Annotated in this window: 26 protein-coding genes; 17 read left to right on the top strand and 9 right to left on the bottom strand. The window is 70.0% G+C overall.

All coding sequences use genetic code 11. The features are described from left to right. Positions 1–524 precede the first annotated feature (524 nt). Entirely contained in the window at positions 525–1,175 is a 651-nt protein-coding gene (locus tag ACFP1Z_RS06055) for a helix-turn-helix transcriptional regulator (RefSeq protein ID WP_390314844.1), read from the top strand. On the opposite strand, the gene leuA is transcribed toward ACFP1Z_RS06055, so the two are convergent. The 3 genes from leuA to ACFP1Z_RS06040 all read right to left on the bottom strand — a co-directional run bounded on the left by leuA (position 1,153) and on the right by ACFP1Z_RS06040 (position 5,251). Next, a complete protein-coding gene (gene leuA, locus ACFP1Z_RS06050) occupies positions 1,153–2,883 on the bottom strand; it encodes a 2-isopropylmalate synthase (protein ID WP_390315059.1) in 1,731 nt (576 codons plus the stop codon). The two genes, ACFP1Z_RS06055 and leuA, sit on opposite strands and share 23 nt — an antisense overlap. Before the next feature lie 124 nt (positions 2,884–3,007). Continuing rightward, positions 3,008–4,183: a pyridoxal phosphate-dependent aminotransferase gene (locus tag ACFP1Z_RS06045; protein WP_390314843.1), complete on the bottom strand. Its 1,176-nt coding sequence runs from the start codon at positions 4,181–4,183 to the stop codon at positions 3,008–3,010. 66 nt (positions 4,184–4,249) lie between these two features. After that, positions 4,250–5,251: a TauD/TfdA family dioxygenase gene (locus tag ACFP1Z_RS06040; RefSeq protein WP_390314842.1), complete on the bottom strand. Its 1,002-nt coding sequence runs from the start codon at positions 5,249–5,251 to the stop codon at positions 4,250–4,252. A gap of 263 nt (positions 5,252–5,514) precedes the next feature. Between ACFP1Z_RS06040 and ACFP1Z_RS06035 the strand changes: the two genes are divergently transcribed. Beyond that, complete coding sequence (locus ACFP1Z_RS06035) at positions 5,515–6,420, top strand: LysR family transcriptional regulator (RefSeq protein ID WP_390314841.1); 906 nt, start codon at positions 5,515–5,517, stop codon at positions 6,418–6,420. Here ACFP1Z_RS06035 and leuD read toward each other — a convergent pair. Genes leuD through ACFP1Z_RS06020 form a run of 3 tightly spaced genes read right to left on the bottom strand, consistent with a single transcriptional unit; the run spans position 6,404 to position 9,021 of the window. Next, on the bottom strand, positions 6,404–6,997 hold the full coding sequence (leuD, locus tag ACFP1Z_RS06030; RefSeq protein WP_390314840.1) for a 3-isopropylmalate dehydratase small subunit: 594 nt from the start codon (positions 6,995–6,997) through the stop codon (positions 6,404–6,406). The two genes, ACFP1Z_RS06035 and leuD, sit on opposite strands and share 17 nt — an antisense overlap. Before the next feature lie 12 nt (positions 6,998–7,009). Next, positions 7,010–8,410, bottom strand: a complete 1,401-nt coding sequence (gene leuC / locus ACFP1Z_RS06025) for a 3-isopropylmalate dehydratase large subunit (protein ID WP_390314839.1) — start codon at positions 8,408–8,410, stop codon at positions 7,010–7,012. A gap of 29 nt (positions 8,411–8,439) precedes the next feature. Next, positions 8,440–9,021, bottom strand: coding sequence for a cysteine hydrolase family protein (locus ACFP1Z_RS06020; RefSeq protein WP_390314838.1), 582 nt, complete (start codon positions 9,019–9,021; stop codon positions 8,440–8,442). A 319-nt stretch (positions 9,022–9,340) separates the two neighbouring features. Between ACFP1Z_RS06020 and ACFP1Z_RS06015 the strand changes: the two genes are divergently transcribed. Continuing rightward, positions 9,341–11,221, top strand: a complete 1,881-nt coding sequence (locus ACFP1Z_RS06015; RefSeq protein ID WP_390314837.1) for an FAD/NAD(P)-binding protein — start codon at positions 9,341–9,343, stop codon at positions 11,219–11,221. Then, positions 11,218–11,625, top strand: a complete 408-nt coding sequence (locus ACFP1Z_RS06010) for a cupin domain-containing protein (RefSeq protein ID WP_390314836.1) — start codon at positions 11,218–11,220, stop codon at positions 11,623–11,625. The genes ACFP1Z_RS06015 and ACFP1Z_RS06010 overlap by 4 nt, the downstream gene beginning before the upstream one ends. A gap of 92 nt (positions 11,626–11,717) precedes the next feature. Here ACFP1Z_RS06010 and ACFP1Z_RS06005 read toward each other — a convergent pair whose 3' ends face one another. Continuing rightward, a complete protein-coding gene (locus ACFP1Z_RS06005) occupies positions 11,718–12,479 on the bottom strand; it encodes an ArsR/SmtB family transcription factor (protein ID WP_390314835.1) in 762 nt (253 codons plus the stop codon). Positions 12,480–12,542: 63 nt separating this feature from the next. Here ACFP1Z_RS06005 and ACFP1Z_RS06000 point away from each other — a divergent pair, with 63 nt between their 5' ends. The 6 genes from ACFP1Z_RS06000 to ACFP1Z_RS05975 all read left to right on the top strand — a co-directional run bounded on the left by ACFP1Z_RS06000 (position 12,543) and on the right by ACFP1Z_RS05975 (position 19,686). Then, positions 12,543–13,973 (top strand): DHA2 family efflux MFS transporter permease subunit, encoded by a 1,431-nt coding sequence (locus ACFP1Z_RS06000; protein ID WP_390314834.1) that lies wholly within the window; start codon positions 12,543–12,545, stop codon positions 13,971–13,973. 52 nt (positions 13,974–14,025) lie between these two features. Further along, positions 14,026–15,036, top strand: a complete 1,011-nt coding sequence (gene gap, locus ACFP1Z_RS05995) for a type I glyceraldehyde-3-phosphate dehydrogenase (RefSeq protein ID WP_390314833.1) — start codon at positions 14,026–14,028, stop codon at positions 15,034–15,036. Between the two features lie 961 nt (positions 15,037–15,997). Continuing rightward, positions 15,998–16,600, top strand: a complete 603-nt coding sequence (locus ACFP1Z_RS05990; RefSeq protein ID WP_390314832.1) for a hypothetical protein — start codon at positions 15,998–16,000, stop codon at positions 16,598–16,600. Positions 16,601–16,617: 17 nt separating this feature from the next. Beyond that, on the top strand, positions 16,618–17,283 hold the full coding sequence (locus ACFP1Z_RS05985) for a GNAT family N-acetyltransferase (RefSeq protein ID WP_390314831.1): 666 nt from the start codon (positions 16,618–16,620) through the stop codon (positions 17,281–17,283). Further along, positions 17,247–18,440 (top strand): histidine decarboxylase, encoded by a 1,194-nt coding sequence (locus ACFP1Z_RS05980; protein ID WP_390314830.1) that lies wholly within the window; start codon positions 17,247–17,249, stop codon positions 18,438–18,440. Before ACFP1Z_RS05985 ends, ACFP1Z_RS05980 begins: the two co-directional genes overlap by 37 nt. Before the next feature lie 229 nt (positions 18,441–18,669). After that, entirely contained in the window at positions 18,670–19,686 is a 1,017-nt protein-coding gene (locus ACFP1Z_RS05975; protein ID WP_390314829.1) for a ligand-gated ion channel, read from the top strand. Between the two features lie 69 nt (positions 19,687–19,755). Here ACFP1Z_RS05975 and ACFP1Z_RS05970 read toward each other — a convergent pair whose 3' ends face one another. Beyond that, complete coding sequence (locus ACFP1Z_RS05970; RefSeq protein WP_390314828.1) at positions 19,756–20,427, bottom strand: DUF5324 family protein; 672 nt, start codon at positions 20,425–20,427, stop codon at positions 19,756–19,758. Positions 20,428–20,687: 260 nt separating this feature from the next. Here ACFP1Z_RS05970 and ACFP1Z_RS05965 point away from each other — a divergent pair, with 260 nt between their 5' ends. Together ACFP1Z_RS05965 and ACFP1Z_RS05960 are read left to right on the top strand one after the other, a co-directional pair. Next, positions 20,688–21,215, top strand: coding sequence for a peptidylprolyl isomerase (locus ACFP1Z_RS05965; RefSeq protein WP_390314827.1), 528 nt, complete (start codon positions 20,688–20,690; stop codon positions 21,213–21,215). 188 nt (positions 21,216–21,403) lie between these two features. Beyond that, entirely contained in the window at positions 21,404–22,276 is an 873-nt protein-coding gene (locus ACFP1Z_RS05960) for a rhomboid family intramembrane serine protease (protein WP_390314826.1), read from the top strand. Between the two features lie 303 nt (positions 22,277–22,579). Here the strand turns inward: ACFP1Z_RS05960 and crgA are convergent, their stop codons facing one another. Continuing rightward, positions 22,580–22,837: a cell division protein CrgA gene (gene crgA, locus ACFP1Z_RS05955; protein ID WP_390314825.1), complete on the bottom strand. Its 258-nt coding sequence runs from the start codon at positions 22,835–22,837 to the stop codon at positions 22,580–22,582. Between the two features lie 158 nt (positions 22,838–22,995). On the opposite strand from crgA, the gene ACFP1Z_RS05950 reads away from it, so the two are divergent. From ACFP1Z_RS05950 to ACFP1Z_RS05930, 5 genes are all read left to right on the top strand, one after another. Then, on the top strand, positions 22,996–23,760 hold the full coding sequence (locus tag ACFP1Z_RS05950; protein WP_390314824.1) for a DUF881 domain-containing protein: 765 nt from the start codon (positions 22,996–22,998) through the stop codon (positions 23,758–23,760). 19 nt (positions 23,761–23,779) lie between these two features. Beyond that, positions 23,780–24,565, top strand: coding sequence for a class E sortase (locus ACFP1Z_RS05945; protein WP_390314823.1), 786 nt, complete (start codon positions 23,780–23,782; stop codon positions 24,563–24,565). Between the two features lie 70 nt (positions 24,566–24,635). Next, complete coding sequence (locus ACFP1Z_RS05940) at positions 24,636–24,812, top strand: hypothetical protein (protein WP_390314822.1); 177 nt, start codon at positions 24,636–24,638, stop codon at positions 24,810–24,812. Next, positions 24,809–25,447, top strand: a complete 639-nt coding sequence (locus ACFP1Z_RS05935) for an aminodeoxychorismate/anthranilate synthase component II (RefSeq protein WP_390314821.1) — start codon at positions 24,809–24,811, stop codon at positions 25,445–25,447. Before ACFP1Z_RS05940 ends, ACFP1Z_RS05935 begins: the two co-directional genes overlap by 4 nt. Positions 25,448–25,602: 155 nt before the next feature. Next, positions 25,603–26,493, top strand: coding sequence for a class E sortase (locus tag ACFP1Z_RS05930; RefSeq protein ID WP_390314820.1), 891 nt, complete (start codon positions 25,603–25,605; stop codon positions 26,491–26,493). The last annotated feature ends 13 nt before the right edge of the window (positions 26,494–26,506 follow it).

Below are 26,506 nucleotides of genomic sequence, written 5' to 3'. Positions count from 1 at the left end.
CACAGTTTCAGCCAGCTCTGAGATGCACTATCTTAGTGATCACCCGGGGGGGGAGAGAGTCATGTCATTGGTCAGTCGCACCACGTCAGACGCCTTTCGTCGCAGTAGCACGGGCTCCTGCCGTGTCACGTGTTGTCGTTACCACCGCCTTTGTCACGAGCAGCTTGTGACGCCGTGCCACGAGCCCGCGCCCCACGGGTGAGTCCGCCCGAAAGACTCGATCAACAGCTCACCATCGTGTCCCTCGTGGCCTGATCATCACTCCCACCTCGTTCGGGCCGTGACGGCACCGCGAGGCGTCGGCGCCCCATCGCAAGTTCCTTGGCCCGCCCGGCCCGTCGACACATAGATGCATTCACCATGAAACGCGCAGCGGTGCCGAAAGACACCTCTTGGAGGTTCGTATGTCCTCTGCCCTAGCTATCCGCCTCACAGGTTCGTCGGAGATCGACGGGGTATCGAGAGCGACGAATGCCCGCGAACCCGCTCCCTCGAGACCCGCGCGGCACACGACCGCTCCTCGTGTGCTCGTCGCCGACCGGGACCCCCTCGCACGGCACGTCATCAGCACGACTCTGCGCGGCAGTGGCCAGGTGCAGTCCATCGTCGCCATCGACGCCAGTCGGCCGCTACGCGAGTGGCAGCTCGACCGGGCGGACTTGGTGCTGTTGTCCGTCAGCCCTGGTGACGAAGTCGGCCGACAGGCGCGGGCGCTCGTGGGCAGGGGTGCACGGGTACTGCTGTTGGGCGCCCGGTGGGCCGACCGGGACATCGATGCCGCGCTTGCCGCCGGCGTCGCAGGACTGCTCACCAAGGACACCAAGCCGGACCGGCTCGCCTTCGCCGTCGCCGCGGCGGCCGTGGGCTACACCCTCTTCAGCCCGGGACTGATCTCCTCCGCCACGCCGTCCCAGCCCGGACGGCCGAAGGCGGCAACCGATCCCGAGCAACACATACACGGCCTGTCCGACCGTGAGTTCGAGGTCCTCTCCTTGCTGGCGACTGGCAGGTCAACCACCGAGGTCGCCGGTCTGCTGGACATAACGTCCGCGACCGTCAAGAGCCACGTCTCCCATATTCTCGGGAAACTGAAGGTTCGCAACCGGGTGGAGGCTGTACTGCTGTTCCAGCAGACAGCCTCCCACCACGGCCTCAGCGAGTGGCCGGAACAATGACCGCGGGATCCACAGAGCGCTGGCCGAGCCGCCGGTTCACCGCAGAGACCACCGCCTTGACGTACGCCTGGGTGGGGTGACCGTCGATGCCGGCTCCCCACAGCTCCTCGCCGTCCACCAGACACTCGGCGTAGACGGCGGTGGTCGGGCGCATGCCATCGTCGATCGGGTGGCCGGTGGTCTGAAGCACCGTCACCCGGGCCAGCGACGACAGGGCTTCGGCTGCCGCTTCGGCCGGTCCGGAACCCGTGCCGCTCAGCACCACTGACTCACCGTCAACGCGCGCTTCGAGGGTGAGCCGGCATGTGCCGTCGGCGGCCGTGGCGGTACTGTATCCCAGCACCGTCACCCGGCCCCATGGGTTGTCGTAGCGCTCGAGGTAGGTGTCGGAGAACAGGAACCAAATGTCCTCCGGTGTGGCCTCGCCGCCGCGCAGGTCGGTGTACTGCTGCACGGTGCGGGAGAACTCGATCTGCATCCGACGCGGCACGTCGAGGTGGTGGTCGTTGCGCAGCACGTAGGCCACGCCGCCCTTGCCCGACTGGGAGTTGACGCGGATGACGGCCTCGTAGGAGCGGCCGACGTCGCGCGGGTCGATCGGTAGGTACGGCACACCCCACTCGGTCTGGTTCACGGGCGTGCCCTGGGCTGCGGCTCGGGCCTCCAGCGCCTCGAAGCCCTTCTTGATGGCGTCCTGGTGGGATCCCGAGAAGGCCGTGTAGACCAGGTCGCCGGCGTACGGGTGACGTGGGTGGACCTCCATTTGGGTCAGGCGCTCCACGCTGCGGCGCACCTCGTCGATCCGGGAGAAGTCGATCTGCGGATCGACGCCCTGGGAGAACAGGTTCATGCCCAGGGTGACCAGGTCGACGTTGCCGGTGCGCTCGCCCTGGCCGAACAGGCAGCCCTCGATCCGGTTGATGCCAGCCATCACCGCCAGTTCGGCAGCGGCGACCGCGGTGCCCCGGTCGTTGTGCGGGTGGGCGGACAAGCACACGTACTCGCGCCGCGGCAGGTTACGCGACATCCACTCAATGCGGTCCGCGTAAGTCGAGGGGGTGGAGCGCTCGACGGTCGCCGGCAGGGCGTAGACGATCTCGCGGCCCTCCTCGGGCTGCCATAGGTCCATCACCGCCCCGCACACTTCCAGGGCGAAGTCCAGCTCGGTCTCGGTGAACATCTCCGGGCTGTACTGATAGCCGAAGACTGTCTCGTCGCCCAGCAGCTTCTCGGCGTAGGCCATTACCAGGCGGGTGCCGTCCACCGCGATCCGCTTGATCTCCTCCTTCCCGGCGCGGAAGACCACGTCGCGGAAGAGCGGCGCCGTCGCGTTGTACAGGTGCACGGTGGCGCGGGGCGCACCGACCAGCGACTCCAGGGTCCGTTCGATGATCTCTTCACGGGCCTGGGTGAGGACGGTGATCGTCACGTCCTCCGGTATAGCGTCCTCTTCGATGATCTGGCGCACGAAGTCGAAGTCGGTCTGCCCCGATGCGGGAAAGCCGACCTCGATTTCCTTGTAGCCCATGCGCACCAGCAGATCGAACATCTCCCGCTTGCGGGCCGGGGACATGGGGTCGATCAGCGACTGGTTGCCGTCCCGCAGGTCGGTGGAGAACCAGCGCGGCGCCTGCGTGATCCGCCGTTCCGGCCAGGTGCGGTCAGGCAGGTCGATCGCCTCGTACGGGCGGTAGCGGTGGGCAGGCATCCCGGAAGGGCGCTGTCGGACGGTTGCGGCGGTCACGGGTGTGGCACGGCCGTGCAGGGATGATGAGGGCAGAGCGGTCACTTCGGGTCCTCCCAGGGAAAGGGGCCGATCGGAAGGGGACGTGTCACAGCCGGGCCATCGCGGCGCTGATGCGGTCCACTGCCTCTTGCAGCACCTGTGGTGCGGAGGCGAATGACAGCCGGACAAGGCCCTCGCCGCCGGGGCCGAACGCAGGGCCGGGAGTGACGGCGACCTTCGCCTCGCGCAGCAGCCAGGCAGTGAACGAAGCTGCGTCGGGGAAACCGGTGCCGGTGACGTCGCACAGGACGTACAGCGCGGCGTCCGGACGCGCACAGACCAGCCCGGGTACCTGGTTCAGGCCGTCCACCAGCAGGTCGCGGCGGGCAGCGTAGGCAGCGGTCATCCGCTCGATGTCCTGCTCCGGGCCGGTCAGTGCGGCGAGGCCGCCGCGCTGTACGAATGATCCGGCGCATCCGACGGTGTGCTGCTGCACCTTGAGCATCTCGGCGGAGACGTCCTGGGGCGCCGCGACGTATCCGAGCCGCCAGCCGGTCATCGCGTAGCCCTTGGAGAATCCGTTGACCGTCACGGTGCGCTCGGCCATACCCGGCAGCGTCGCGAGGCTGATGTGCTCGCCCCGGAACCGCACCTTCTCGTAAATCTCGTCGGCGATCACGAACAGGTCGTGATCGGCGGCGCTGCCGGCGATCGCCTCGGCCTCTTCCGGGGTGAGGACGTTGCCAGTGGGGTTGTTGGGGTTGTTGATCAGGATGGCCCGGGTGTTCGGGGTGATGTACGCCTCGAGCGCCTCACGGGTGATCCGGAAGCGGTCGGCGGCCGCCATAGGGGCGAACACCGGGCGGGCACCGGCGAGGTGGGCCATCGCGGTGTAGCTGACCCAGCTCGGCGTGGGCACCAGCAGCTCGTCGCCGGGGCCGAGCAGGGTCATGACGGAGATGAACAGGGCGTGCTTGGCCGACGGGGTGACGATCAGCTGCTGGGCCGGGTTGACCTGCAGGCCGTTGTCCTTCAGCAGCTTGTCGCTGATCGCCTCCAGCAGCTCGGGCAGTCCGCGGCTGGGCGTGTAGTGGGTGAATCCGGTGCCGAGGGCGTCCTTGGCCTCGGCGGTGATGTGATCGGGAGTGGCGAAGTCCGGTTCTCCACCGCCCAGGTCGATGACGGACTCGCCCTGGGCGCGCAGCTCGGCCGCCAGGTCGAGGATCGCGTAGGTCGGTGACTTCTCGATCAGGGAGAAGCGGGAGGCAACGCGGGACGACATGGGTGGGCTCTTCCTTCCGGGGTGCCGCCCGCGCGCGGACGCGGACGGCAGGCGGGTGACGGTTGCTCAGTCGGCCACGAGGCCGCGGATCCCGTTCAGCCACGCGTCGGCGTGCACATCGGCCGCTGCGTCGTCCCGGAAGGCGTAGGTCTTCAGAAGCCAGCGGGTCTTCGCCCGGACCGGGTCGAGGATTTCGATCTTCTCCCGGCTGTGCATGCCGTCCTGGTTGGCCAGCACGAACAGGTCGCCGGTGAGGATGCGGTGGCGCTGCTTGTGGGCCTTGGCCAGCGCGTCCTTGAGCGCGATGATCGCGTCGCGGGCCTCCACCGGGGCGTCGGACGCGACGGTCGTCGTGGTGTCCATGTAGCGGAAGCTGTGGTGGCCGTAGAGGATCGGGTGCTTCTCCGACTCGGTCAGCTCGCTGTTGTGCTCGCGGGAGAAGACGTCGAACGCCGTGACGAAATACGGCTCGCGCAAGGTGGCCTGCTGCGCTTCGTCGAGGTGCTCCAGCAGGGCTGTACCGTCCACGTAGCCGGTGTAGATGACGTCGTCCGGGCAGCGCATGCCCAGCAGCGAGATGTAGTCGGCGCGCACCGGATGGGCTGTGCGGTCGTTGTGGAAGTACAGCTCGCTGTCGCTGTAGCCCGTGAACAGGCCGTCGAAGCGGTTGTAGGCCACGACGTCGGTGAAGAAGTCACCGCGGTTACGGGCGTAGGCGAGCAGCGGCGTGCCCATGAGCTGGTTGAACAGCTCCAGCAGGGCCTCGCCGACGAAGATTGTCTTCTTGGCGTGCTTGTCACTGACCGGGTCGTCGTTGTCGAGCAGCGGGATCTCCGCGTCGATGGGGACGTTGCGCAGGACATGAGCCTGGGACGTGCCGGAGAGCCGCTCCTGCCGGATGCGGGAGCAGACCTCGGTGAAGAAGGCCGGGACCCGGCCCTGGTCGATCACATCCGCCACCGCGCGGGAGAAGGCAGGGTAGTCCTCGTAAGGGTGCTTGCCGATCCCGTCCAGCAGGTTGTACAGCGCGTCGCGCTCCGCCTGGCTCAGGGAGTAAATGGGTTGCATCGCTCGCTTTCCTGATTGTGTCAGCCGCACTTTCAGGGCTGATGGCCGTGCAGAGTCAGAATTTCGGAATGCATTCTTGGAGCGCCCGCATGAGGTAGTCAACGGGGATCATTCAAAAGTGGAAAGGCTGCTGGAGAAGGTGGAGGGGCCCTCCACCGCTCCCCTTCTTTGTGAGGAGCGAAGAACCGGAGGGTGGCATTCTTCCATTACCGTCACCGACGGATATGAATGCCGTGCATGAAACTTCCGATCGAGAGGGTGCCGTGAAACTGACGCAGTGTGCCGCGTTCGTCGCCGTTGCCGAGACGGCGAGCTTCACCCGCGCCGCGCAGCGGCTGGGCATCAGTCAGTCCGCCGTCAGCCACGCGGTGTCGGCGCTGGAACGGGAACTCGGGATCACTCTGATGGACCGGGGGCGCGCCGGCACGGTACTGACCGTGGAGGGTCAGCAGGTGATCCGGCACGCTCAGGCTGTGGTGCACCATGCCGATCTTGTGGTCAGCCGGGCCCGCGGGTCGCAGGCGACGGACGGCAAGCTGCGCGTGGGCGCGAGCCCCGGCTTCGCCTCCCGGCTGCTGCCCCGGTTGATAGCCGACATCGCCGCCCACCACCCGGGGCTGCAGGTCGCCGTCCGCGAGGGCAGCGACCTGCAGATCGGTCGTTGGCTGCGTGAGGGTGGCGTGGACGTAGGCATCGTCCACGCCACCCCGCCCGAGCTGACGGCGGCGCCCCTGGTGCGCGAGGCGATGTGCGCCGTGGTGGCCCAGGACCACCCGCTGGCCGGTGCCGACGCCGTCAGCTGCGAGCAGCTGGCGCGAGTACCTCTGATCATCCCGGCCTGGGACCCGGAGGCGGCACAGCGTGTGTTCCGTGGGGCGGGAGTGGAGTTCACTGTCCCGCACCACATCCAGGACCTGACCACTGTGCTGGCCATGGTCGGCGAGGGCCTGGGCGTGGCTGTGCTGTCCGAGCTGGTTCTGCCCGAGGTGCCGCTGAACCTGCGCAGGCTGCCACTGACCCCGGCGGTCTCCCGTCAGCTGTCCGTCGTGGTGGGGGCCGGGGCCGCCGACGAGGGCCGGGCGAGTGCTTTCGTGGCCGCTGCCCGGCGGGTGGCCGCCCGCCGGGCAGCGGCGCATCCTGGGCCGCAGCCTCTCAGGACGTCGTGGTGACCGACAGCATCGGCCTGCGCGTGCGTTCGTAGGCGGCGATCTCCTCCTCGTACTGCAGGGTGTCGCCGATGAGGTCGAGCCCGTTCAGCAACCGCAGGCGCGCCCCCTCCTCCACCTGGAAGGAGACGTCCACCGGCCCGCAGTTCAGGGTCGATGTCACCAGGTCGACGGTGACCTCACGGGTGGGGTCACCGGTAACCAGGTCCCACAGCTCCTCGACGACCTCCTCTGCGACGGTGACCGGCAGCAAACCGTTCATCAGCGCGTTGCCGTGGAAGATATCGCCGAAGCGCGGGGCGACCACTGCCCGGAAGCCGTAGTTCAGCAGCGCCCAGACCGCGTACTCGCGCGAGGAGCCGGTACCGAAGTCCGTGCCCGCGATCAGTACGCTGGCCCCCTGGTGGGCCGGCTGGTTCAGGACGAACTCCGGGTCCGTGCGCCAGTCGGCGAACAGCGAGTCGGCGTGCCCGGTGCGCTCGGAGTGATTGACGAAACGCACCGGGATGATCTGGTCGGTGTCGACGTCACTGCGCCGCAGCGGCACCGCCGTGCCGCGGTGGACGGTGAACTTCTCCAACGGGAGCACTCCTCACAGATCGGCCGGAGCGGCCAGTCGGCCGACGACGGCGGTGGCGGCCGCGACGGCCGGGGAGACGATGTGCGTGCGCGACCCGGCGCCCTGCCGACCCTCGAAATTGCGGTTGTTGGTGGAAGCGGCCCGCTGGCCGGGCAACAGCCGGTCCTCGTTGAGCGCGGCGCACATCGAGCAGCCAGCGGCCGCCCGGAAGTCCGCTCCTGCACGGGCGAAGACATCGGCCAGCCCCTCCTCGACAGCCTGCCTGCGCACGCTCGCCGAACCAGGGACGATCATCAGCTCGACGCCCTCGGCCACCTGTCGGCCGTCGAGGACCTCGGCCACGGCCCGCAGGTCCTCGATGCGGCCGTTGGTGCATGAACCGACGAAGACCACGTCCACGCCCACGTCCCGCAGGGGTGTGCCTGGCGTGAGCGCCATGTACTCCAGCGCCCGGCGTGCCGCGGCGCGCTCCCGTTCGGTGGCGAAGTCGTCGGGCGAGGGGACCGCCTCGTCCAGAGGCACGCTCTGGGCGGGGTTGGTGCCCCAGGAGACGTACGGTGACAAGGCGGAGCCGTCGATGACGACCTCCTTGTCGAAGACGGCGTCCGCGTCGCTGCGCAGCGACGTCCAGTACCGCACAGCCTCCTCCCACGCCTCGCCCTGCGGCATGCCGGGGCGCTCGGCCAGGTAGCGCAGGGTGGTGGCGTCTGGTGCGACCATGCCGGCACGCGAGCCCGCCTCGACCGTCATGTTGCACAGGGTCATCCGGGCCTCCATCGACAACGCCTCGACGGCGGTGCCGCGGTACTCCACGATGTGCCCCTGTCCGCCGGCGGTGCCGATCCGCGCGATGAGCGCCAGCACCAGATCCTTCGCCCCGACCCCGGCGGGCAGCGTGCCGGTGACGGTCACCGCCATGTCACGCGGTCGGCGCATAGGCAGCGTCTGGGTGGCCAGCACGTGCTCGACCTGGCTCGTGCCGATTCCGAAGGCCAAGGCGCCGAACGCGCCCTGCGTCGTGGTGTGCGAATCGCAGCACACGATGGTCATGCCGGGCCGGGTCAGGCCCAACTCCGGGCTGATGACGTGGACGATGCCCTGACGGGGATCACCCATCCGGTACAGCGGGATACCGAAGTCGGCGCAGTTCTTACGCATCAGCTCCGACTGTCGCCGCGCCACCGGATCCTGGATGATCTTGTCGACAGAGACCGTGGGGATGTTGTGATCCTCGGTCCCCAGGGTGAGGCCGGGGCGCCGCACACTGCGCCCGGCGGCCCGCAGGCCTTGGAACGCCTGCGGGGTGTTGACCTCGTGCAGCAGGTGCAGATCGACGTAGAGCAGGTCCTCGCCGCTGACGGTGCGGCGCACGACGTGCTCGTTCCATACCTTCTCGGCCAGGGTCGAGCCCATGGGCGCTCCTCGGGGTCGGATCCTGCGGGTCAGCGGCCGAAGGCCTGGTCGACGGTGGTCACCGTCGCGGTGCGTGCCAGCAGCATGACGGCCGCGTCATGCAGTTCGTCGGTACGGGAGGCAGTCGCGTCCTCCAGCACCTGCACGCGGTAGTCGCGATCGTGCGCCTCGCGAGCGGCTGACATCACCACCAGATCGGTGGAGACGCCGGCCAGCAGCACTGTGTCGATGTCCTGGGCGCGCAGCAGCAGGTCGAGGCTGGTGCCGTGGAAGGGGCTGAGCCGGTGCTTGGACACCAGCACCTCGCCCTCCTTGGGGCGCACCGTCTCGTGTTGCTGGGTGCCCCATGCGCCGAGCAGCAGCCGGCCCTCGTCGCGGCAGGGGGCGAATACCGAAGAGGAGGCGGGCCATTCCGGGTATCCGGCGGAGAACCCGACCGTTACGTGGACGACGGGGATGCCGGCCCCGCGCGCCAGGTCCGCCGCCCGGGCTGCGTTCCGGAGCACCCCGCGGCGGGCCACCTGGTCGGCGTAGCCCTCCCGCGCATAGGTTCCGTCGGGGTGGACCACATCGTTGATGAGGTCCATGATCAAGAGTCCGGGGCGTCCCACGCTTGCGTCTCCGCTGTTGCTGATCCGTTGGTTCAAGATGCAGTGCGATCGTAGCCGCCGAATTCACGGTCCACCATAGATATGAATGACGCTCATGGTGGCATGAGTGAAACGGTGTTGATCTTGCCGTTCGGGCCCACCTATCCTGGCGCCGGGAGACAATCCGGTGCAGCGGTCGGGAGAACTCGGATTCCCCAGAAACTGCATGGAAATGCGCCCTCTGAATTAGGCGGGTGTGTTTGTGCGAGAGAAAATCCACCGGGTCGGCTATGGCTGCACGATTCGATCCGAGAACTCCCCGTAAGAGAGGTCCATCGTGGTGGCGGATTCACACCGCATCGTCATAGTCGGCAGCGGCCCCCGAGGCATGGGGGTGCTGGAACGCCTCGCCGCTCGCCTGGCTGATGGCCCCTCCCTGCCGACGGAGATTTTCCTGGTCGATGCCGTGGAGGTGGGCTGCGGCAGGATCTGGCGCAGTGACCAGCCCGACTGGTTCCTGATGAACACCGTCTGCGGCGAGGTCACCATGTTCTCCGGTCCATCCGACGACGGGCCCGTGCGCCCGGGCGCCGGTCCTTCGCTGGCGCAATGGTGGGAGAGCGTGGACCCGGCTTGCCCCGGGCCGGACGGCTACGCGCCGCGTGCCCTGCACGGCCGGTACATGCGCTACGTGTTGGAGGTCGTCGAGCGGAGCCTGCCGTCGTGGGCCACCCTGCGCCAGGTGACCGGCACTGTCGAGGACGTCGCGCCCACCACCACCGGCGGCTACGACGTCGTGCTGTCGGAAGGCACCCGGCTGGCAGCCGACAAGGTCGTACTCACCACCGGGCACCCCACCCCCGCCCTGACCGGCGCCCAGCAGGAGCTGGCCGAGTTCGCTGCCGCCCGCCCGCACCTGCGCTACATCCGCGGCGACTCCGCCGCCGACATGCCGTTGGACGCGATACCCGCGGACGCGTCCGTGGGCATCCTGGGCATCGGCCTGTCCTTCTACGACATCATGTACGCGCTGACCGTCGGCCGCGGCGGCAAGTTCATCGAGGACATCGACGGCAGCGTCCGCTACGAGCCCAGCGGTGAAGAGCCACTCATGCTCGCAGGCTCGCGCAGCGGTGTCCCGCTGCCGGCCCGGGGACGCAACCAGAAGGCCGCCACCTATAGCTACCGGCCCGCGCTTTTCATCCCGGCCATGGTCAGGGCGCATGTCCCGCAAGGGCCGCTGGACTTCACCCGAGACGTCCGGCCCTGGCTGGAGGCAGAGGTCCACCTCACGTACTTCAGTGCCCTTCTGCGCGATGCCGGCCCCGAGCGGGTGAAGGCGTTCCGGGCCGAGGTGCTCGCCCTGGCCGGGCACGGGGTACCCGATGTCGCGGACGTCGCGGCGCGGCACGGCGTGGTGGACACCACCACGGCGCCGGACCTGGACCGGCTCAGCCGACCGTTCGCCGGGCGCAAGTTCACCAGTGTCGAGGACTTCGACCGGGCGCTGGCCGACGTGATGCGTGTGGACCTGGAGCACGCCGAGCGCGGCAACGTGGGCGACTCGCTCAAGACGTCCCTGGACGTGCTGCGCGATACCCGGTGGGTCATCCGTGAACTGATCGACTACGCCGGGCTGCTGCCGCAGTCGCACCGCGACTTCCTTGCGGACTTCGCGCCACGTCACTCGTTCCTGGCCGCAGGTCCCCCGCGAGTGCGGGTTCGGTATGCGCTCGCCCTGATCGAGGCCGGCCTGCTGCGTGTCGTGGGCCCCGACACACGCTTTGTCGGCGATGCCGAGGCCGATGCGTTCGTGATGTCCTCCCCTGCGGTGGCCGGTTCGGCGGTCACCGCCGACATCCTCATCGATGCCCGCATCCCCAACCCGGATGTGACGCGGGACCCCTCGCTGCTGACGCGAAACCTGCTGCGGCGGGGGATGTGGACGGAGTTCGTCAACGGCTCGGGTGCTGCGGCGTTCCCTACGGGCGGTGTGGCCGTCACCACCAGCCCGTTCCACCCGCTGGACATCGAGGGCCGCCCCGACGGCGGGATGTGTGTGCTGGGCGTACCGACTGAGCACACCCGCTGGTTCACCCTCGCCGGCAGCGGCCGCCCCGGTGCCTGGAACGAGTGGACCCGCGATGCCGACACCGTGGCCGCCAGCGCCCTGGCGTCCCCCACGCACGCAGCGACTGCCAAGGAAGGGCAACCGGCATGACCGATACGATCACGGACCACACCGTTCAGGAACGTTCCATCACAGTGCTGCGGGCGCTGCTGACCGAGGCCGGACGGGCAGCTCTGGAGTGGAACACCTGGAGTGAGCCGGGACGCTCCGGTGGGGTGGACATCCTCCCCCTGTACGCCACCGAGGCCCCGCAGAACGCCACCGCATTCCTCGTCCGCTTCGCTCCGGGCGCCCACGGGGACTTGCACGAACACCTCGGCCACGAGCTGATGTTCGTGCTGGAGGGCGAGCTGATCAACGACAACGGCGACCGCTACCGCGCCGGTGACCTGGTGATCGAGCCACCGGGCAGCGTGCACCGGGTACGGACGGAGACCGGCGTCACCGCTCTCGGCGTGCGCCAGGGCCCCACGGTCTCCCGCGAGACCGCCTGACCTCGGCTCCCCGCTTTTCCAGGCTTCCCACCAACGGGGCCCCGTCGCGCGACGGGGCCCCGTTGGCGTGCGTACCAGCGGCGTACGGGTCGTCAGTCGGCCACGGTGACCGCGAAGGACTCGGCCAGCCCGCGCCGTCCCCTGTCAGTGAGGTGGACCACGCGCGGGGAGACGCCGTAGCGCAGCCAGCCCAGCGTGAAGAAGCGCGCGGTCACTTCGGCGCCCAGAGCGCCGGCGAGGTGGTGGCGCTGCTCGCTCCAATCCACGCAGTACCGCACCGTGGGGCGTCGGGCGCCGGACAGCCTGTCGACGTCGACCCCGAAGGCGCGGAAGCGCTCCGCGCCGTCCGGGGTCAGCCGGTACTCGACGTCTTTGCCGTAAGACGCGGGCCGGTCGGCGATGGTGCGCGGGGCTGTACCCGTCGTGTGGCCGGTCAGCAGCTCCTGGTCGAGGAATGCCCCCATGAGCGCCACACCCAGTGAACCGGCCAAGTGGTCGTAGCAGGTGCGTGACCGGCGCAGGGCGTTCTCCCGGCTGCTGACGCGCAAGGATGTGACGGGGGTCGTGTCGCTCGGAGCGATGACGGCAAGTGCTTCCAGGGCGACGGCCACTTCCGGGCTCGCCAGGCGGTAGTAGCGGTGGCGCCCCGAGTGTTTGACCAGGACGAGCCCTGCCTCGACGAGCTGCCCGAGGTGGACGCTCGCGGTCGCCACGCTGACGCCGGCCTCGGCCGCCAGCACGCTGGTTGCCAGCGGACGCCCATCGCACAGTGCCTTGAGCATCCGGGCCCGGGAGGCGCTGGCGAACAGCCGGGCAGCCCGTGCCGGGTCCGGCTCGCGCATCACTTCCTTCATGATCAGGAGCTTACATTCACACTTTGGCAGGGCACTAAGCATTCGGCGCCGAGTATCGTCGCCATGAGTACTACGACAGACCCGGTCGCCGTCGCGCCAGCCGCGCAGGAGCGGCTGTCCTGGCCGCCTCTCATCGCGCTCAGCCTCGGCTACTTCCTGGTGATGCTCGACGTCACCGTCGTCACCGTGGCTGTTCCCACCATCCGGGAGTCCGTCGGAGCCAGCACCTCCGCCATGGCCTGGGTCGTGGACGGTTACAGCACTGTTTTCGCCGGTCTGCTGCTCCTCGGAGGCGGGCTCGGCGACCGCCTGGGCCACCGCAAGGTGTTCCTCACCGGCCTCGGCGTTTTCACCGTGGCCTCCGTCGGCTGCGGCGTGGCCACCAATGCCGCCACGTTGATCGCCTCCCGGCTGTTGCAGGGCGCCGGCGGCGCTCTGTTGGTTCCCACCTCCCTGGCGCTGCTGGCCGCGGCGTACCCGGAGCGGGCCGCGCGTGCCAAGGTCATCGGTGTCTGGGGCGGTGTCGCCGGTGTCGCCTTCGCTGCCGGACCGCTGGTCGGCGGCCTGCTCGTGGGCGGCCTGAACTGGCGCACCGCTTTCTGGATCAACGTGCCGATCGCCTTCCTCGGCATGTGGCTGACCGTGAAGTACGTGCCGTCCCCCAAGGCGCGCACCGGTGGACGCAGCCTGGACCCGCTTGGTCAGGTACTCGGCATCGTTGGCCTGACTGCGCTGGCCGCCATGCTCAACGAAGCGGGCACCAAGGGCTGGTCCTCGCCGGTCGTGCTGGGCGCCCTGGCCGTCAGCGTCGTCGCGCTGGGCCTGTTCCTGCTGGTCGAGCGCCGTCTCGAGACCCGCGCCGAAGACGGGAAGGCCCCGCTGCTGCCCCCCTCGCTCTTCCGCTCCCCCGGCTTCTCCTCCTCTGCGGCCGTCGGCGTCCTGCTGAACCTCGGTTACTACGGCATGCTCTACCTGTCCACGCTGTACCTGCAGAACGAGCGCGGGTACGACGCCCTGGGTGCCGGCATCGCCCTGCTGCCGACCGTGTGCATGGCCGTCGTGGCGGCCCCCCTCTCCGGCCGCCTCACCGCACGGTACGGACCGTACGTCCCCATGACAGCAGCCCTGCTGCTCGGATCCGTCGGCTTTCTCGGCTGGCTGTTGGCGGGACCGGACACCCCGTACTGGGTATTGCTTTTCGCCCTGATCACCACCGGCCTGGCCACCCCGACCACGGTCCCGGCCGCGACCGCCGCCATCGTTCAGGCCGCCCCGGACGAGAGTGCCGGTGTGGCGTCGGCGGTGTTCAACGTGGCGCGGCAGATCGGCAACGCCGTGGGCGTGGCTCTCTTCAGCACCCTCACCGCGGCCTCGGGCGACCTCGTGCCTGGCCTGCACACCGCGGCTGTCATCGCCTCCGCGGCGTTCTTCGTCGGAGCCCTGCTGGCGCTGTCCTCCTGGCGGGCCGCGAAGCAGCGGGCCGCCGCTTCCTGACCTTCCTGTCACCCAGGGCCTTCCCCAAGGACTTTCTCCAAGGAGCATCACCATGACTGTACGCATCGCCATCAACGGCTTCGGTCGCATCGGGCGCAACGTCGCCCGCATCATCCTCGGGCGGCCCGACGTGGAGATCGCGGCCGTCAACGACCTCACCGACCCCGCCCTCCTTGCTCACCTGCTGCGTTACGACTCAGTGCACGGCCGTCTGGAGCAGCCGGTCGCCGCCGGGGACGACTGCCTCGTCGTCGACGGCCGGACCGTCCCCGTGCTGCGCCGCAAGGACCCTGCCGACCTGCCCTGGGGCGAGCTCGGCATCGACGTCGTGGTGGAGTCCACCGGCGTGTTCACCGACGGCGCGGCCGCGACTGCCCACCTGCGGGCCGGCGCGCGCCGGGTCCTGATCTCCGCGCCCGCCACCAACGTGGACCTCACCGTCGTTCTCGGCGTCAACGACGGCGACTTCGACGGCTCCCAGAAGATCGTCTCGAACGCCTCCTGCACGACCAACTGCGCCGCCCCCATGGCCAAGGTGCTGCACGAAGCGTTTGGCGTGCGGCGCGGCATGATGAACACCGCGCACGCCTACACCAGCGACCAGCGCCTCCACGACGCCCCCCACCGCGACTTCCGCCGGGCGCGGGCCGCTGCAAGCAACATCATCCCCACCTCCACCGGCGCCGCCCGGGCCATCGGCCTGGTCCTGCCGGAGCTGGCCGGCCGCCTGGACGGCCTTGCCATGCGCGTGCCGGTCGCCGACGGCTCGATCGTGGACCTGACCGTTGAGGTCGAGCGCTCCGTCACCGTCGAGGAGGTCAACGCGGCCTTCGCACGGGCCGCCGATGGCCCGTTGAAGGGCATCCTCACCTTCAGCGAGGAGCCGCTCGTCTCCACCGACATCCTCGGCACCGCCGCCTCGTGCACCTTCGACGCGCAGCTCACCATGGTCAGCGACGACGGCCACGGCGGTTCCCTGGTCAAGGTCGTCGGCTGGTACGACAACGAGTCCGGCTTCTCGCACCGCACCGTCGACATGGTCCGCCTGCTTGGCGCCGCCTGACCGGCCCTACAGCGCTCACTGGCTGGCCTCCCGCGTCGCACCGAGCCCAGGCATAGGGGTCTCGAGTCGGCATCAGGGTCATGGATTGGGTGCGTTCCAACGCGGCGCGTTTGCCCAGGATGTCCTCGCCCACCAAGCCCGGGCCGTCGGAGGGGGCGTGGTGGGGCAGGTTGACGTGCGTGAACCCAGGCCCTTGGCACGGTGGTGACTGCCGACTTTCACGGTGGCTACCGGACGCCCGTCGTAATCGCCCGAGGAGCATCGACGGCGTTATTTGCTCCAGCGTTGACTATCTTCGGGTCACGAAAGCCGAACACTGAGGGGCCATAGTGCGGTTGGCGCTTGAGTTGGTTCGCTAGTGCAATGATCGGTGGCCCTGTGTTGACGTGTCAGCACGCCCCCCGGATGGAACGGGATCGAGCGGGATTCAACAGGATGGAAACGGGCCCTATTGTCCGAGTCTCCGGCGTTTCCGCAGGTCGGAAAGGTAACGATTTCGGGTTCGACTCCCCTAGGCTCCACCCATCGAATGCCCTCTGACCTGCGGGAACGCCGTGTCGGAGGGCATTTTCGCGTTCCGTGGGAGCCGCTGTGGGGCCGGGGCGGACGGCTCCCTGCCCCGCTTCCTGTCGCCGCCGGTGCCCGGGGCGGTCCGCCGGGCGCTCGACGCGTGCGGCGCCGGGAGCGGTGCCTTTGCCGGGGCGAGGCGGCCGCGGCCGGGCGGCGGCCTTCGTGTCGTCCTGCCGTCCTGCCGTCCTGCCGCCCTGTCGTCCTGCCGCGGTGGCGGGGACGGCCGGGCCCGTCCCGCAGCGGAGTGGTGCGTTCCTGTCGCCTCGGCTTTCCGGCCTGTCCCCTTTCCGGCCTGTCACCGGGAATAGTCACTCGCGGCCCAGTACGATCCGTCGTCATCCGTCGTCCGGTGAAAGAACGTTGAGGGCGATTCCCGGAATTCCCTGGAGGAATGGTGACCACCTTTCGCACTCCTGCCGTGCTCGCCGCTTCGTTCTGCGTCATGGCGTTTTCCCCGCAACAGCCCGGGGCCACGACGGAAAGGCACAAAGAGCGGCGGGTGCCCGAAGCGGTGGCGTGCACGCTCAACGGTTCGGGGACCTTCGCGGACAAGGCGAACCCGAATCAGGGGCTGACGTCCCTCACGCCGCGGACGGTGGACGTCACCGCGTCGAGCGAGGGGTCCTGCCAGGATCTGCGCCCCGACAAATCGGCGACCGGCGGCCACTCCATCGTCAAGCGTTCGGTGACGGCCACCGGGTCGATGACGAACTCGACCTGTGTCCTGGCCAACGGGAATCTGACCATTGACGTCACATGGACGCTCGACGACAACTCGACCGTCAAGGGCAGCAACACCCTGACCATCGCGAACGGGAACTTCCTGAAACCGGTTCCCGGTACGGGCAAAGGGGTCAGCGGACTGCTCAGCGGTGTCTCGATCCAGACCAATATGGTCATGACGGATGTCGCCGCCGACACCGCGGCCTGCAACTCCACAGAGGGCCTGAAGAAATACAGCTACACGATCCAGGTCGACGTTCTCCAGTCGTAGCGTTGTCAGGAGCCGCCATGCCGATCACTCCGCGCGTACCCGGCCCGCCCCCGGCCCCCGCCGTGGGCGCCGGGGTCCGCCGGGGGACCGCCTCGGATCTGCGGCAGGCCGTCCAGGTGCTGGCGGAGGCCTTCGCGGACGATCCCGTGGCCCGGTGGCAGTTGCCCGATCCCGGGCGCAGGGCGGCTGTGCTGCCCGCGTTCTTCGCGTTCTTCGTCGGTGAAGCACTGCGTGTGGACGGGCTGCTGGTCGCGGGCGATCTGGCCGGGGTGCGGCTCTTCTCCCCTCCGTGCCGCGCGCCCGCCGGCGAGGCGCAGGACGCGCCCGCCCACGCGGCACGGAAAGCGGACTTCGAGCGGGCTCTGCGCGAGCGGACCGGCGAGGACGCGCACCGCACTCTCCAGCTGTTCCGTCTCCTGGACGCCCGCCGTCCTCGTCACACGCCGCACTACCACCTGGTGTTCAGCGCTGTCCGCCCGTCCTTGCGGGGAAGGGGGATCGGCACGGCGACCCTGCGCCACGTCCTGCGCCGGGCCGACCGGGAGCGGGTGGGCGTCTATGTGGAGTCCAGCACCAGGCGCAGCCAGCGGCTGGTCCTGCGCCACGGATTCGTACCGCTGCCGGTGCTCTCCCTCCCCGGCGGTCCGTGCCTGCATCCCTCCTGGCGGGCTCCGGTGACGTGACCGCTCCCGAGCGGCCGGGTGCCGACCGCCGGCTCGACGCCTTGCTGGAGATCACGCCGGTGCCGGCGTGCGGCGCTGCGGAGGACGCCCGGCTGCTGCACGAGCACAGCGAGCGGCTGAGGCGGCTGCGCCGTACTTTCCTGGGCCATCCCGTGAACCTCGAATTCGACTACCGCCCCTTCGGCGGCATGCTCGACGTGCTGTGGAACACCGTGGGGGATCCCGGTGCGCCCGACACCGCGCGGACCGACCGGCAGCCCTTCGAACGCCCTGTGGTGCGTTTCCTGGCCGGGCTCGCCGGGGCGGATCCCGCGCACGTCTACGGATACGTCACCAGTGGCGGCGCCGAGGGCAACTTCTTCGGCATGTACCTGGGGCGGCGGCGACTGCCCGACGCGCCGCTCTACTACAGCGCCGCGGCCCACTACACGGTGGAACGCACCGCCGAACTGCTGCGCATGGACGCCGTCCGTGTCCCCTGCCGCAGGGACGGCGGCCTCGACACCCGGGCGCTGCGGGCCGCCTGCGGTGCCAGAGCGGGGAGAGGGGCCGTGGTCGTCGCCACCGTGGGCACCACCATGCTCGGCGGCGTCGACGATCTGCCGGCCGTCCGCGCCGCCCTCGCCCCGGCGGGAGAGATCCACCTCCATGTCGACGCGGCCCTGGGCGGGCTCCTCGCCGCCTTCTCGCCCCACCGGCCCCCCTGGGGTTTCGAGTCGGGTGCCGACACCCTGACCGTCAGCGGGCACAAGCTCATCGGCACCCCGGTGCCCTGCGGCATCGCCATGGCCCGCGAGCACCTGGTGCCGCGTCGCGGACCGTACGACTACCTGGGGGCGACCGACGCCACCCTGGCCTGCTCGCGCAACGCCCTGACCCCCATGCTGCTCTGGTACGCCCTGCGCCGGCTCGGCTCCCGCGGCCTGGCAGCACGGGTGCGCCGCTGCCTGGCCACCGCGGACTACGCCTGCGAGCGGCTGGCCGCGCTCGGCCGGCGCCCGTGGCGCCATCCGTCCTCCGCCACCGTGGTCTTCGACCGCCCGCCGGCGCACGTGTGCCGCCGATGGCACCTGGCCACCAGCGGAAACCTCGCCCATCTCGTGGCCATGCCGCACGTCACCCGGGCCATGATCGACAGCTTCTGCCGTGACCTGTGAACCGGTGGCACTCGCGGAACGGGGCCACAAGAAGGCGGAACGGGGCCACAAGAAGAGCAAGAAAACAAGTCCACAGAAAACCAGTGGTCCTGCATACCTGTCACAGCGGCCCGGGTAGACGGGAGGGGAAGTGGTCGCAGAACCCGGTGAGTGACCGGGCTCGCCCTGTGCATTCGGGCCGTCCGCATCACCGGAGTCGTCGGCGAGTTCTGGGGTGGGGGCTGCCGCCATGCTCTTCGCTGTCGTTTCCGGCCCGCGCCGGAACGTACCCGCCGTCGCCGTGGTCCTCTCGGCGCTCGGGCTGGTGCTGCTCCTGTCGTCCGGCGCACCGGCGCGGGCCGCTGTGCCGAGTTGCAGAGTGGGCGCCTACGTCGCGGCGATCTACGACGTGGACCCGGGGCACAACGCGTTCTCCGCCCGGCTCGACGTGTGGTCACTGTGCCCGCGGGCCGACCTGGACCCGATTCCCAACATGCTGTTCTCCAACGGCTACGAGCCGGCCAAGAGCAATCCGGTCACCACCACGAGCAAAGGTGTCTACCGGCATCTGACCGTCGTCGACGGAAAATTCCGCCAGGGCTGGAACCTGAAGGACTTCCCTTTCGACCGGCACGACATCGACATCGTGTTCACCTCGTCGCGCGACGACTCCCAGTTCCGCTTCGAGGCGGACGACCGCAACTCCGCCTACGACAGCGGGACGTCCGTACCCGGCTGGAAGGTCACCGGTATGCGCCTGGCCGTCCTGGACCACAGGTTCGTGACCAATTTCGGGGATCCCACGCTGCCGCCCGGCAGCGGCATCGGCTACAGCAGGCTGAACGTGCGGATCTCCCTGGAACGCGACGTCGCCTTCACGCTCTTCTGGCAGCTGATCAGCCCGATCGTGATGGTCTTCGTGATCACCTCGCTGACCTTCCTGCTCAGCGATCCCAACGCCAACTTCTTCCAGAGCCGGCTCGGTGTGCTCGGTGCCTCCGTGTTCACGGTGCTGCTCAGCATGAACAAGGTGGACGCGAGCCTTCCCCCCGACAGCGGCCTGAACCTGATCGACGAACTGCATCTGCTGGTGCTCGGCTACGTCCTGCTCGGTGTGTGCATCGCCGTGGCGGGCTGGCTCATGGTGGTCAGGGGATACGCGGAGGCGACGATCCGGCGGCTGAGCCGGGCCGGGTTCGTGAGCGGCATGGTCGGCTGCGCCGGGGGCGGTGTCCTGCTGACCCTGGTGACGGCCTCCGGCTACTGAAGCGGCCCGGCTCCGGCACCGCAGGCGCGGTGCCGGAGCCGGGCCGGTGTTCCGCCCCGCCGCCCCGTGTCAGGGCCGGTCCTCCCCCTCCCGGGAGGTCTCCGCCTCGGCCTGCTTCGCGCGGACCTCCGGGTCGAGGGAGGAGGCGTCGGAGACCTCGGTGGGGGCCGGGGGTTCGAAGAGCCAGTCGGGGTTGGCCTGCTTGTCCCACCACTTCCAGGCGGCGTAGGCGCCGCCCGCGAGCAGGCCGAGGAGCGTGACGCGGCGCAGCGCGCGTCCCGTACGGCACCTGCGCTCGCGGCGCCGGACGAGCCTGTCGATGTCCGCGGCGGAGACCTGGCCGCGCAGGGCCGCGAGGGCGGCGGTGCCGCGGGCGACGGCCTCGTCGCGCACGGGTTCGGCGGCGGCACGGGCCTGCGCGACCCTGGGCGCGGTGTACTCGGCGGCCTGCCGCGCGGCCTCGCGGGTGCGGGCCGCGGCCCGGGTGGCGGCGGCGTCGACCTTCGGGGGCAGGGAACCGCGGGCGTGCTCGATGCGGGGATGGAGGTGCGCGTCGTACTGGCAGCGGGCCTGGTGCGCCGCTTCGACGACCTTGGGCGCGAGCCTGGTGCGGGCCTCGTGGGCGTAGTGCACAGCGGTGTCCTTGGCCGTGCCTGCGTAGGGAGCCACCACTTCCGCCGCGTGCCGCACGCTGTCCTTCGCGGTGATGGTCGCGGCGCGCACGCTGTCCTTGCGGGTCACGGGAGTCCTCCTCGGTGCCGTGTGTCTGTGTCGCCTTTCCACCCAGGGAAAAATCATGCCTTCTGCCAGGTGGTCCGGCACGTGCGGGCGGGCATCCGGGTCACGCGGCGGGAGGCGCCCCGCGCGCGGCGGGCGACCCGGGGGCCCGCTCGACCATGGCACGGATACGCGGCGCGCGGGGCGCGTTTGCCCGCTACTCGCGACGCCGCGGTCCGTGCGAGGATCGGTAGCCGTCATTGCAGACTGATGGAAGGCAGATCGTGGCCGAGCAGCTCTACGCCACCCTCAAGACCAATCTGGGCGACATCGAGGTGCGGCTCCTGCCGAACCACGCCCCCCAGACGGTCAAGAACTTCGTCGAGCTCGCCAAGGGCGAGCGGGAGTGGGTCAACCCGAAGACGGGTGCGAAGACCAAGGACAAGCTCTACGACGGCACGATCTTCCACCGTGTCATCAGCGGCTTCATGATCCAGGGTGGTGACCCGCTGGGCAACGGCACCGGCGGCCCCGGCTACCAGTTCAAGGACGAGTTCCACCCGGACCTCGCCTTCACCAAGCCCTACCTGCTGGCCATGGCCAACGCCGGTCCGGGCACCAACGGTTCGCAGTTCTTCGTCACCGTCGCGCCGACCGCGTGGCTGACGGGCAAGCACACGATCTTCGGCGAGGTCTCCAGCGACGCCGGCAAGAAGGTCGTGGACGCGATCGCGGCCACCGCGACCAACCCGCGCACCGACCGGCCGCTGACCGACGTGGTCATCGAGTCGGTCGTCGTCGAGACCCGCTGACACCGGCGCCGCGTCCCGTCGCGCCCCCGGCGGGCCCGGCGGGACGCGGCCGTCTTCCGGGAACCCGGCGCCCCGCCCGCGCGTATCACGGACGGGGGCCGTGCGGCTCGGGGGACAGATCGTCGACGGCCCGGCCGGGCGCCGCACAGCGTGCCCGGACCGGACCGTCACAGGCGCGAGGGGATCGCATGAACGACCAGGCTGTCGGCTGCTACCGCCACCCGGACCGGGAGACGGGCATCCGCTGCACCCGCTGCGAGCGGCCCATCTGTCCGGAGTGCATGGTCAGTGCCTCGGTCGGTTTCCAGTGCCCGCCGTGTGTGCGCGGCGAGGGAGAGGGCGCCGGGGACGCTCCCCGCCACGGCGACGCGACGCCGCGCACGGTCGCCGGGGCCGCGCACGTCGCGGATCCGCGCCTGGTCACCAAGGTGATCCTGGGCATCAACGTCGCCGTGTGGCTCGCGGTGCTCGCGGCCGGCGATCAGCTGGTCGCGGACCTGGAGCTGTTCGGCCGGGCGCGCACCGAGCTGTTCGGCCCGGTGGAGGGCGTCGCCGAGGGCCAGTGGTACCGGCTGCTGACGTCGGTCTTCCTGCACCAGTCGCCGATGCACATCGCCTTCAACATGATCTCGCTGTGGTGGCTGGGCCCGCCGCTGGAGGCTGCCCTGGGCCGGGTCCGCTTCGTCGCGCTGTATCTGCTCGCCGGCCTCGGTGGCTCGGCGCTGACCTATCTGGTGGCCGACCCCGCCCAGCCCTCGCTCGGCGCGTCCGGCGCGATCTTCGGTCTGCTGGGGGCGACCGCCGTGCTGATGCGGCGGCTCAACTACGACATGCGCCCGGTCATCGCGCTGCTCGTGCTCAACCTGATCTTCACGTTCACCTGGGCCAACATCGCGTGGCAGGCGCACATCGGCGGCCTGGTGATCGGCACGGCGGTCGCGTACGGGATGGTGCACGCGCCGCGCGGCAAGCGGCTGCTGGTCCAGCGGCTCACCTGCGGGGCGGCGCTGCTGCTGGTCGCCGGCACGGTGGTGCTGCGAACGCTGCAGCTCACGGGCTGAACCGGGGGCCGGGCGCGGCCGGGCGCCCCGTACGGCGGCACTGGTTGTCCACAGCGCGTACCGAATCTTGTGCACGGTGTGGGGAACGGGCGCGCAGACCCGTGCCGAGCTGCGTTTCCGCTGGAAGGCGCTGGTGGGCGCGCGCTGCTCAAGGCCGGTGATCAGTCACACCGGCGTCAATGCCGGGGAAGTTATCCACAGATCTTCTGAGTTTTTCCCCACTGTGGACGAGGGTGTGGATAACCGGCCCCCGGCCGGGGGAACCGCGGCAGGCCCCGGCAGGTCACCGGGGCCGGAGCGGCGCTATTTCCACTGGGTGGAGACCACGAACCCCGCGGCGATGAATCCGAAGCCGACCACGATGTTCCAGTTGCGCAGCGACTCCACTGGCATGTCACCGCTCGTCACGTAGAAGCAGACGATCCAGGCCAGCCCGATGAGGAAGAGCGCCAGCATCAGCGGGGCCACCCAGCGACGGCCGGAGTGCAGTTTGATGCTCTGCTGCTTCGCCGCGGGCGGCGGAGTGAAGTCGTCCTTCTTGCGGATCCGTGACTTCGGCACGAGGAACTCTCCTGTCGATGCGCTGCGTGACCGCGCGGGGGATTTACGGGGGATGTTCGAGGATGTCACCCGTGGGACGGAAGCGGCTGGAACGCGTCCTTCCCACCGGGCGTCCGTTAGCGTAGTGCTTCCGCGGCGCCGGAGAGGATAAGGGTACGTTGAGCAATTCTGCGGACTCCACCAGCAGGCCCTCCAGGCGCTTCGCCCCGGTGCGGCTGCTGACCGGAGGTGTCTTCGCTCTCGCGGGCCTCATCTTCTGGATGAGCTTCAACACCGCCCACGGCACGAATATCCGCACCGACGACTCGATGCTGCGGCTGTCCGACCTCATTCAGGAGCGCAGCCGCAAGAACGCGGCCCTGGACGAGGGGGCCGCCGCCCTGCGCTCCCAGGTCGACGCCCTCGCCCGGCGTGACAACGGCAACAGCGCGGCCGAGAACAAGAAGCTCGCCGATCTGGAGACCTCGGCGGGCGCCCGGCCGCTGAGCGGTCCTGGCCTGACCGTCACCCTCAACGACGCCCCGCCGGGCGCCACGGCGAAGATCCCCGGCGTCCCGCAGCCGCAGCCGAACGACCTGGTCATCCACCAGCAGGACCTCCAGGCGGTGGTCAACGCCCTGTGGGCGGGCGGCGCGCAGGGCATCGAGGTCATGGACCAGCGGCTGATCTCCACCAGCGCGGTCCGCTGCGTCGGCAACACCCTGATCCTCCAGGGCCGGCTCTACTCCCCGCCCTACAGGATCACGGCGGTGGGCGACCGGGGTGCTCTGCGCAAGGCTCTGGACTCCTCCCCCGCGATCCAGAACTATCAGGCGTACGTGAACGCGTACGGACTCGGCTGGAAGGTCGACCAGCACGACGCGGTGACCCTCCCCGGCTACTCGGGCGCCGTGGATCTGCACTACGCCAGACCCCAAAGCTGACGCGGAAGGAGACCGGACGGTGCGATTACGGCCCGTCCTGCGGACCCTGAGTGAACTGTGCGTCACCGCCGGGGCGTTGATCGTCCTGTTTGTCGTCTACGTCCTGTACTGGACGGGCCTACGGGCGGACAGCGCCATGGACTCCGAGATCGACCACCTGCGGGACCGCTGGGCCGCCGGACCCGCCGCGGCCCCGGACCGGCCGCCACAGCCGCCACAGCCGCAGCAGGACCGGCAGCCGGAACAGCCACAGCAGCAGCCGCCGGAACACCAACAGGATCAGGCCGGGCCGCCACCGGCGCAGGAGCGGCCCGCCGCCCCCGACGCCCCCCGTCCCGAGGGCCGCGCCTTCGCCGTCATGTACGTCCCGCGCTTCGGCGCCGACTGGGCCAAGCCCGTCCTGGAGGGCACCGGCACCGAGCTGCTCAAGCGCGGCCTCGGCCACTACGGGCACAGCGCGGCCCCGGGCGCCGTCGGCAACTTCGCGGTCGCCGGCCACCGCCGCACGTACGGCGACCCGTTCAAGGACCTGCCCCGGCTGCGCGAGGGCGACGCGGTCCTGCTCACCGATGGGGCGACGTGGTTCACCTACCGCGTCGACGGCCGCCCGTACGTCACACGGCCCGACGACGTCGGCGTCGTCGACCCGGTGCCCGCCGGCTCCCCCTACCGGGACGCGGGCCGCTATCTGACCCTGACGACGTGCGAGCCGGAGTGGGGCCACAGCAAGCGGCTCGTCGTCTGGGCGCACCTGGAGACGACCAGGCCGGCGGTGCGCGGGGAGACGGGGGCTTCGCCCGGCTGACCCACCCGACGATCGCGCTCCCCTTACTCTGGTCGTGCAACCGACCGTGTCATCGGCAAGCGGGGAGCGCATGTACGGGTGGATCTGGCGGCATCTGCCGGGCAACGCATGGGTGCGGGCGCTGATCTCGCTGGTGCTCGTGCTGGCGGTCGTCTACGTCCTGTTCCAGTACGTCTTCCCGTGGGCGGAGCCGCTGCTGCCGTTCAACGACGTGACGGTCGACAACGGAATGGCGGTTACCAGGTGAGTGCGCGCATCCTCGTCGTGGACAACTACGACAGCTTCGTCTTCAACCTCGTCCAGTACCTGTACCAACTCGGCGCCTCGTGCGAGGTGCTGCGCAACGACGAGGTCGAACTCTCCCACGCCCAGGACGGCTTCGACGGCGTGCTGCTCTCGCCCGGGCCCGGGGCCCCGGAGCAGGCCGGGGTCTGCGTCGACATGGTGCGGCACTGCGCGGCGACGGGGGTGCCGGTCTTCGGGGTGTGCCTGGGGATGCAGTCGATGGCGGTCGCGTACGGCGGTGTGGTCGGCCGGGCGCCCGAGCTGCTGCACGGCAAGACCTCCCTGGTCTCGCACGAGGGCACCGGTGTCTTCTCGGGCCTGCCCTCGCCGTTCACGGCCACCCGCTACCACTCGCTCGCCGTCGCCCGTGAGGGCTGGCCCGCCGAGCTGGAGATGACCGCCTGGACCGAGTCGGGCATCGCGATGGGTCTGCGCCACCGCGAGCTGCCGGTCGAGGGCGTGCAGTTCCACCCCGAGTCCGTGCTCACCGAGTGGGGCCACCGGATGCTCGCCAACTGGCTGGTGACCTGCGGCGACTCCGGTGCCGTCGAGCGGTCGGCGGGGCTCGCGCCGGTGGTCGGCAAGGCCGGGGCGTGACCCCGCCCGGCCCCGGCGGGGACCCACCCCGGGCGCCGTTGCCGCACCCGGGGCCCATGCCGGAGCCGTCTCCCGCGCCGCCGGGGCCGTACGGTTCCGGGGCGCCCGGTCCGTACGGCTCACCAGGCCCTTCGTACGGCCCGTACGGCCCCGCCGTGACCGTCACCGGCGAGCGGCCCGTGAGGGCCGTCGCGCAGCCGCTGCCGCCCGAGGAGCGGCCGACGATGGAGCTGCGCAAGGTCGTCGTCGCGCGGGGCGCGGAGGCGCCCACCGCGCCGGGAGGGCGTGCGGCGCGGCGCAAAGCTGGTCGGCGCGCGCGCCGGGCGGGCCTGGGCATCGCGCTCAGCCGCGCCGTGGGCGAGGTGTTCATCACGCTCGGCGTGCTGATGCTGCTGTTCGTCGCCTACCAGCTGTGGTGGACGAACATCCGCGCCCAGCAGCAGGCCGGCGGCGCGGCCAGCCATCTGCGGGGCAGCTGGGACAAGGGGGCCGGGAGCGACCGGGACGCCGGTACGTTCGCTCCGGGGGAGGGCTTCGCGATCCTCTACATCCCGGCCCTGGACGTGAAGGCACCGATCGCCGAGGGCGTCGACAAGCACCGGGTGCTGGACAAGGGCATGGTCGGCCACTACGCCGAAGCCCCGCTGAAAACCGCGATGCCCTGGGACAAGCGGGGCAACTTCGCGCTCGCGGGCCACCGCAACACCCACGGCGAGCCCTTCCGCTACATCAACCGCCTCCAGCCCGGCGACAAGGTCGTCGTGGAGACCAGCAGCACCTTCTACACCTACGAGGTCACCGGCCGGCTCGACCGGACGACGCCCGCGAACGTCGCGGTCGTCTCCCCCGTCCCGGCCGGCTCCGGCTTCACCGGGCCGGGCCGCTACCTCACGCTGACCACCTGCACCCCCGAGTTCACCAGTACGTACCGGCTGATCGTCTGGGGCAAGATGGTCGGCGAGCGGCCCCGGAGCGAGGGAAGACCGGACGCCCTGACGGGCGGCACCGGCGACCCGGGCACCAGAGGCGGCAGAGCGGCACAGTGAACGACGCAGCGGC

Source organism: Streptomyces gamaensis, from assembly GCF_042656465.1.
Classification (GTDB): Bacteria; Actinomycetota; Actinomycetes; order Streptomycetales; family Streptomycetaceae; genus Streptomyces; species Streptomyces gamaensis.
This window is presented reverse-complemented; position numbering and strand designations above follow the sequence as displayed.

Bases quoted from the DNA above. Each gene is read 5' to 3' on its own strand.
- leuA (WP_390315059.1), bottom strand. From the start codon at position 2,883: ATGCCTGCCCACCGCTACCGCCCGTACGAGGCGATCGACCTGCCTGAC.
- ACFP1Z_RS06010 (WP_390314836.1), top strand. From the start codon at position 11,218: ATGACCGATACGATCACGGACCACACCGTTCAGGAACGTTCCATCACA.
- ACFP1Z_RS06000 (WP_390314834.1), top strand. From the start codon at position 12,543: ATGAGTACTACGACAGACCCGGTCGCCGTCGCGCCAGCCGCGCAGGAG.
- ACFP1Z_RS06040 (WP_390314842.1), bottom strand. From the start codon at position 5,251: ATGCAACCCATTTACTCCCTGAGCCAGGCGGAGCGCGACGCGCTGTAC.
- ACFP1Z_RS05985 (WP_390314831.1), top strand. From the start codon at position 16,618: ATGCCGATCACTCCGCGCGTACCCGGCCCGCCCCCGGCCCCCGCCGTG.
- ACFP1Z_RS06045 (WP_390314843.1), bottom strand. From the start codon at position 4,183: ATGTCGTCCCGCGTTGCCTCCCGCTTCTCCCTGATCGAGAAGTCACCG.
- ACFP1Z_RS06005 (WP_390314835.1), bottom strand. From the start codon at position 12,479: ATGAAGGAAGTGATGCGCGAGCCGGACCCGGCACGGGCTGCCCGGCTG.
- ACFP1Z_RS05990 (WP_390314832.1), top strand. From the start codon at position 15,998: ATGGTGACCACCTTTCGCACTCCTGCCGTGCTCGCCGCTTCGTTCTGC.
- gap (WP_390314833.1), top strand. From the start codon at position 14,026: ATGACTGTACGCATCGCCATCAACGGCTTCGGTCGCATCGGGCGCAAC.
- ACFP1Z_RS05940 (WP_390314822.1), top strand. From the start codon at position 24,636: ATGTACGGGTGGATCTGGCGGCATCTGCCGGGCAACGCATGGGTGCGG.
- ACFP1Z_RS05960 (WP_390314826.1), top strand. From the start codon at position 21,404: ATGAACGACCAGGCTGTCGGCTGCTACCGCCACCCGGACCGGGAGACG.
- ACFP1Z_RS05975 (WP_390314829.1), top strand. From the start codon at position 18,670: ATGCTCTTCGCTGTCGTTTCCGGCCCGCGCCGGAACGTACCCGCCGTC.
- leuC (WP_390314839.1), bottom strand. From the start codon at position 8,410: ATGGGCTCGACCCTGGCCGAGAAGGTATGGAACGAGCACGTCGTGCGC.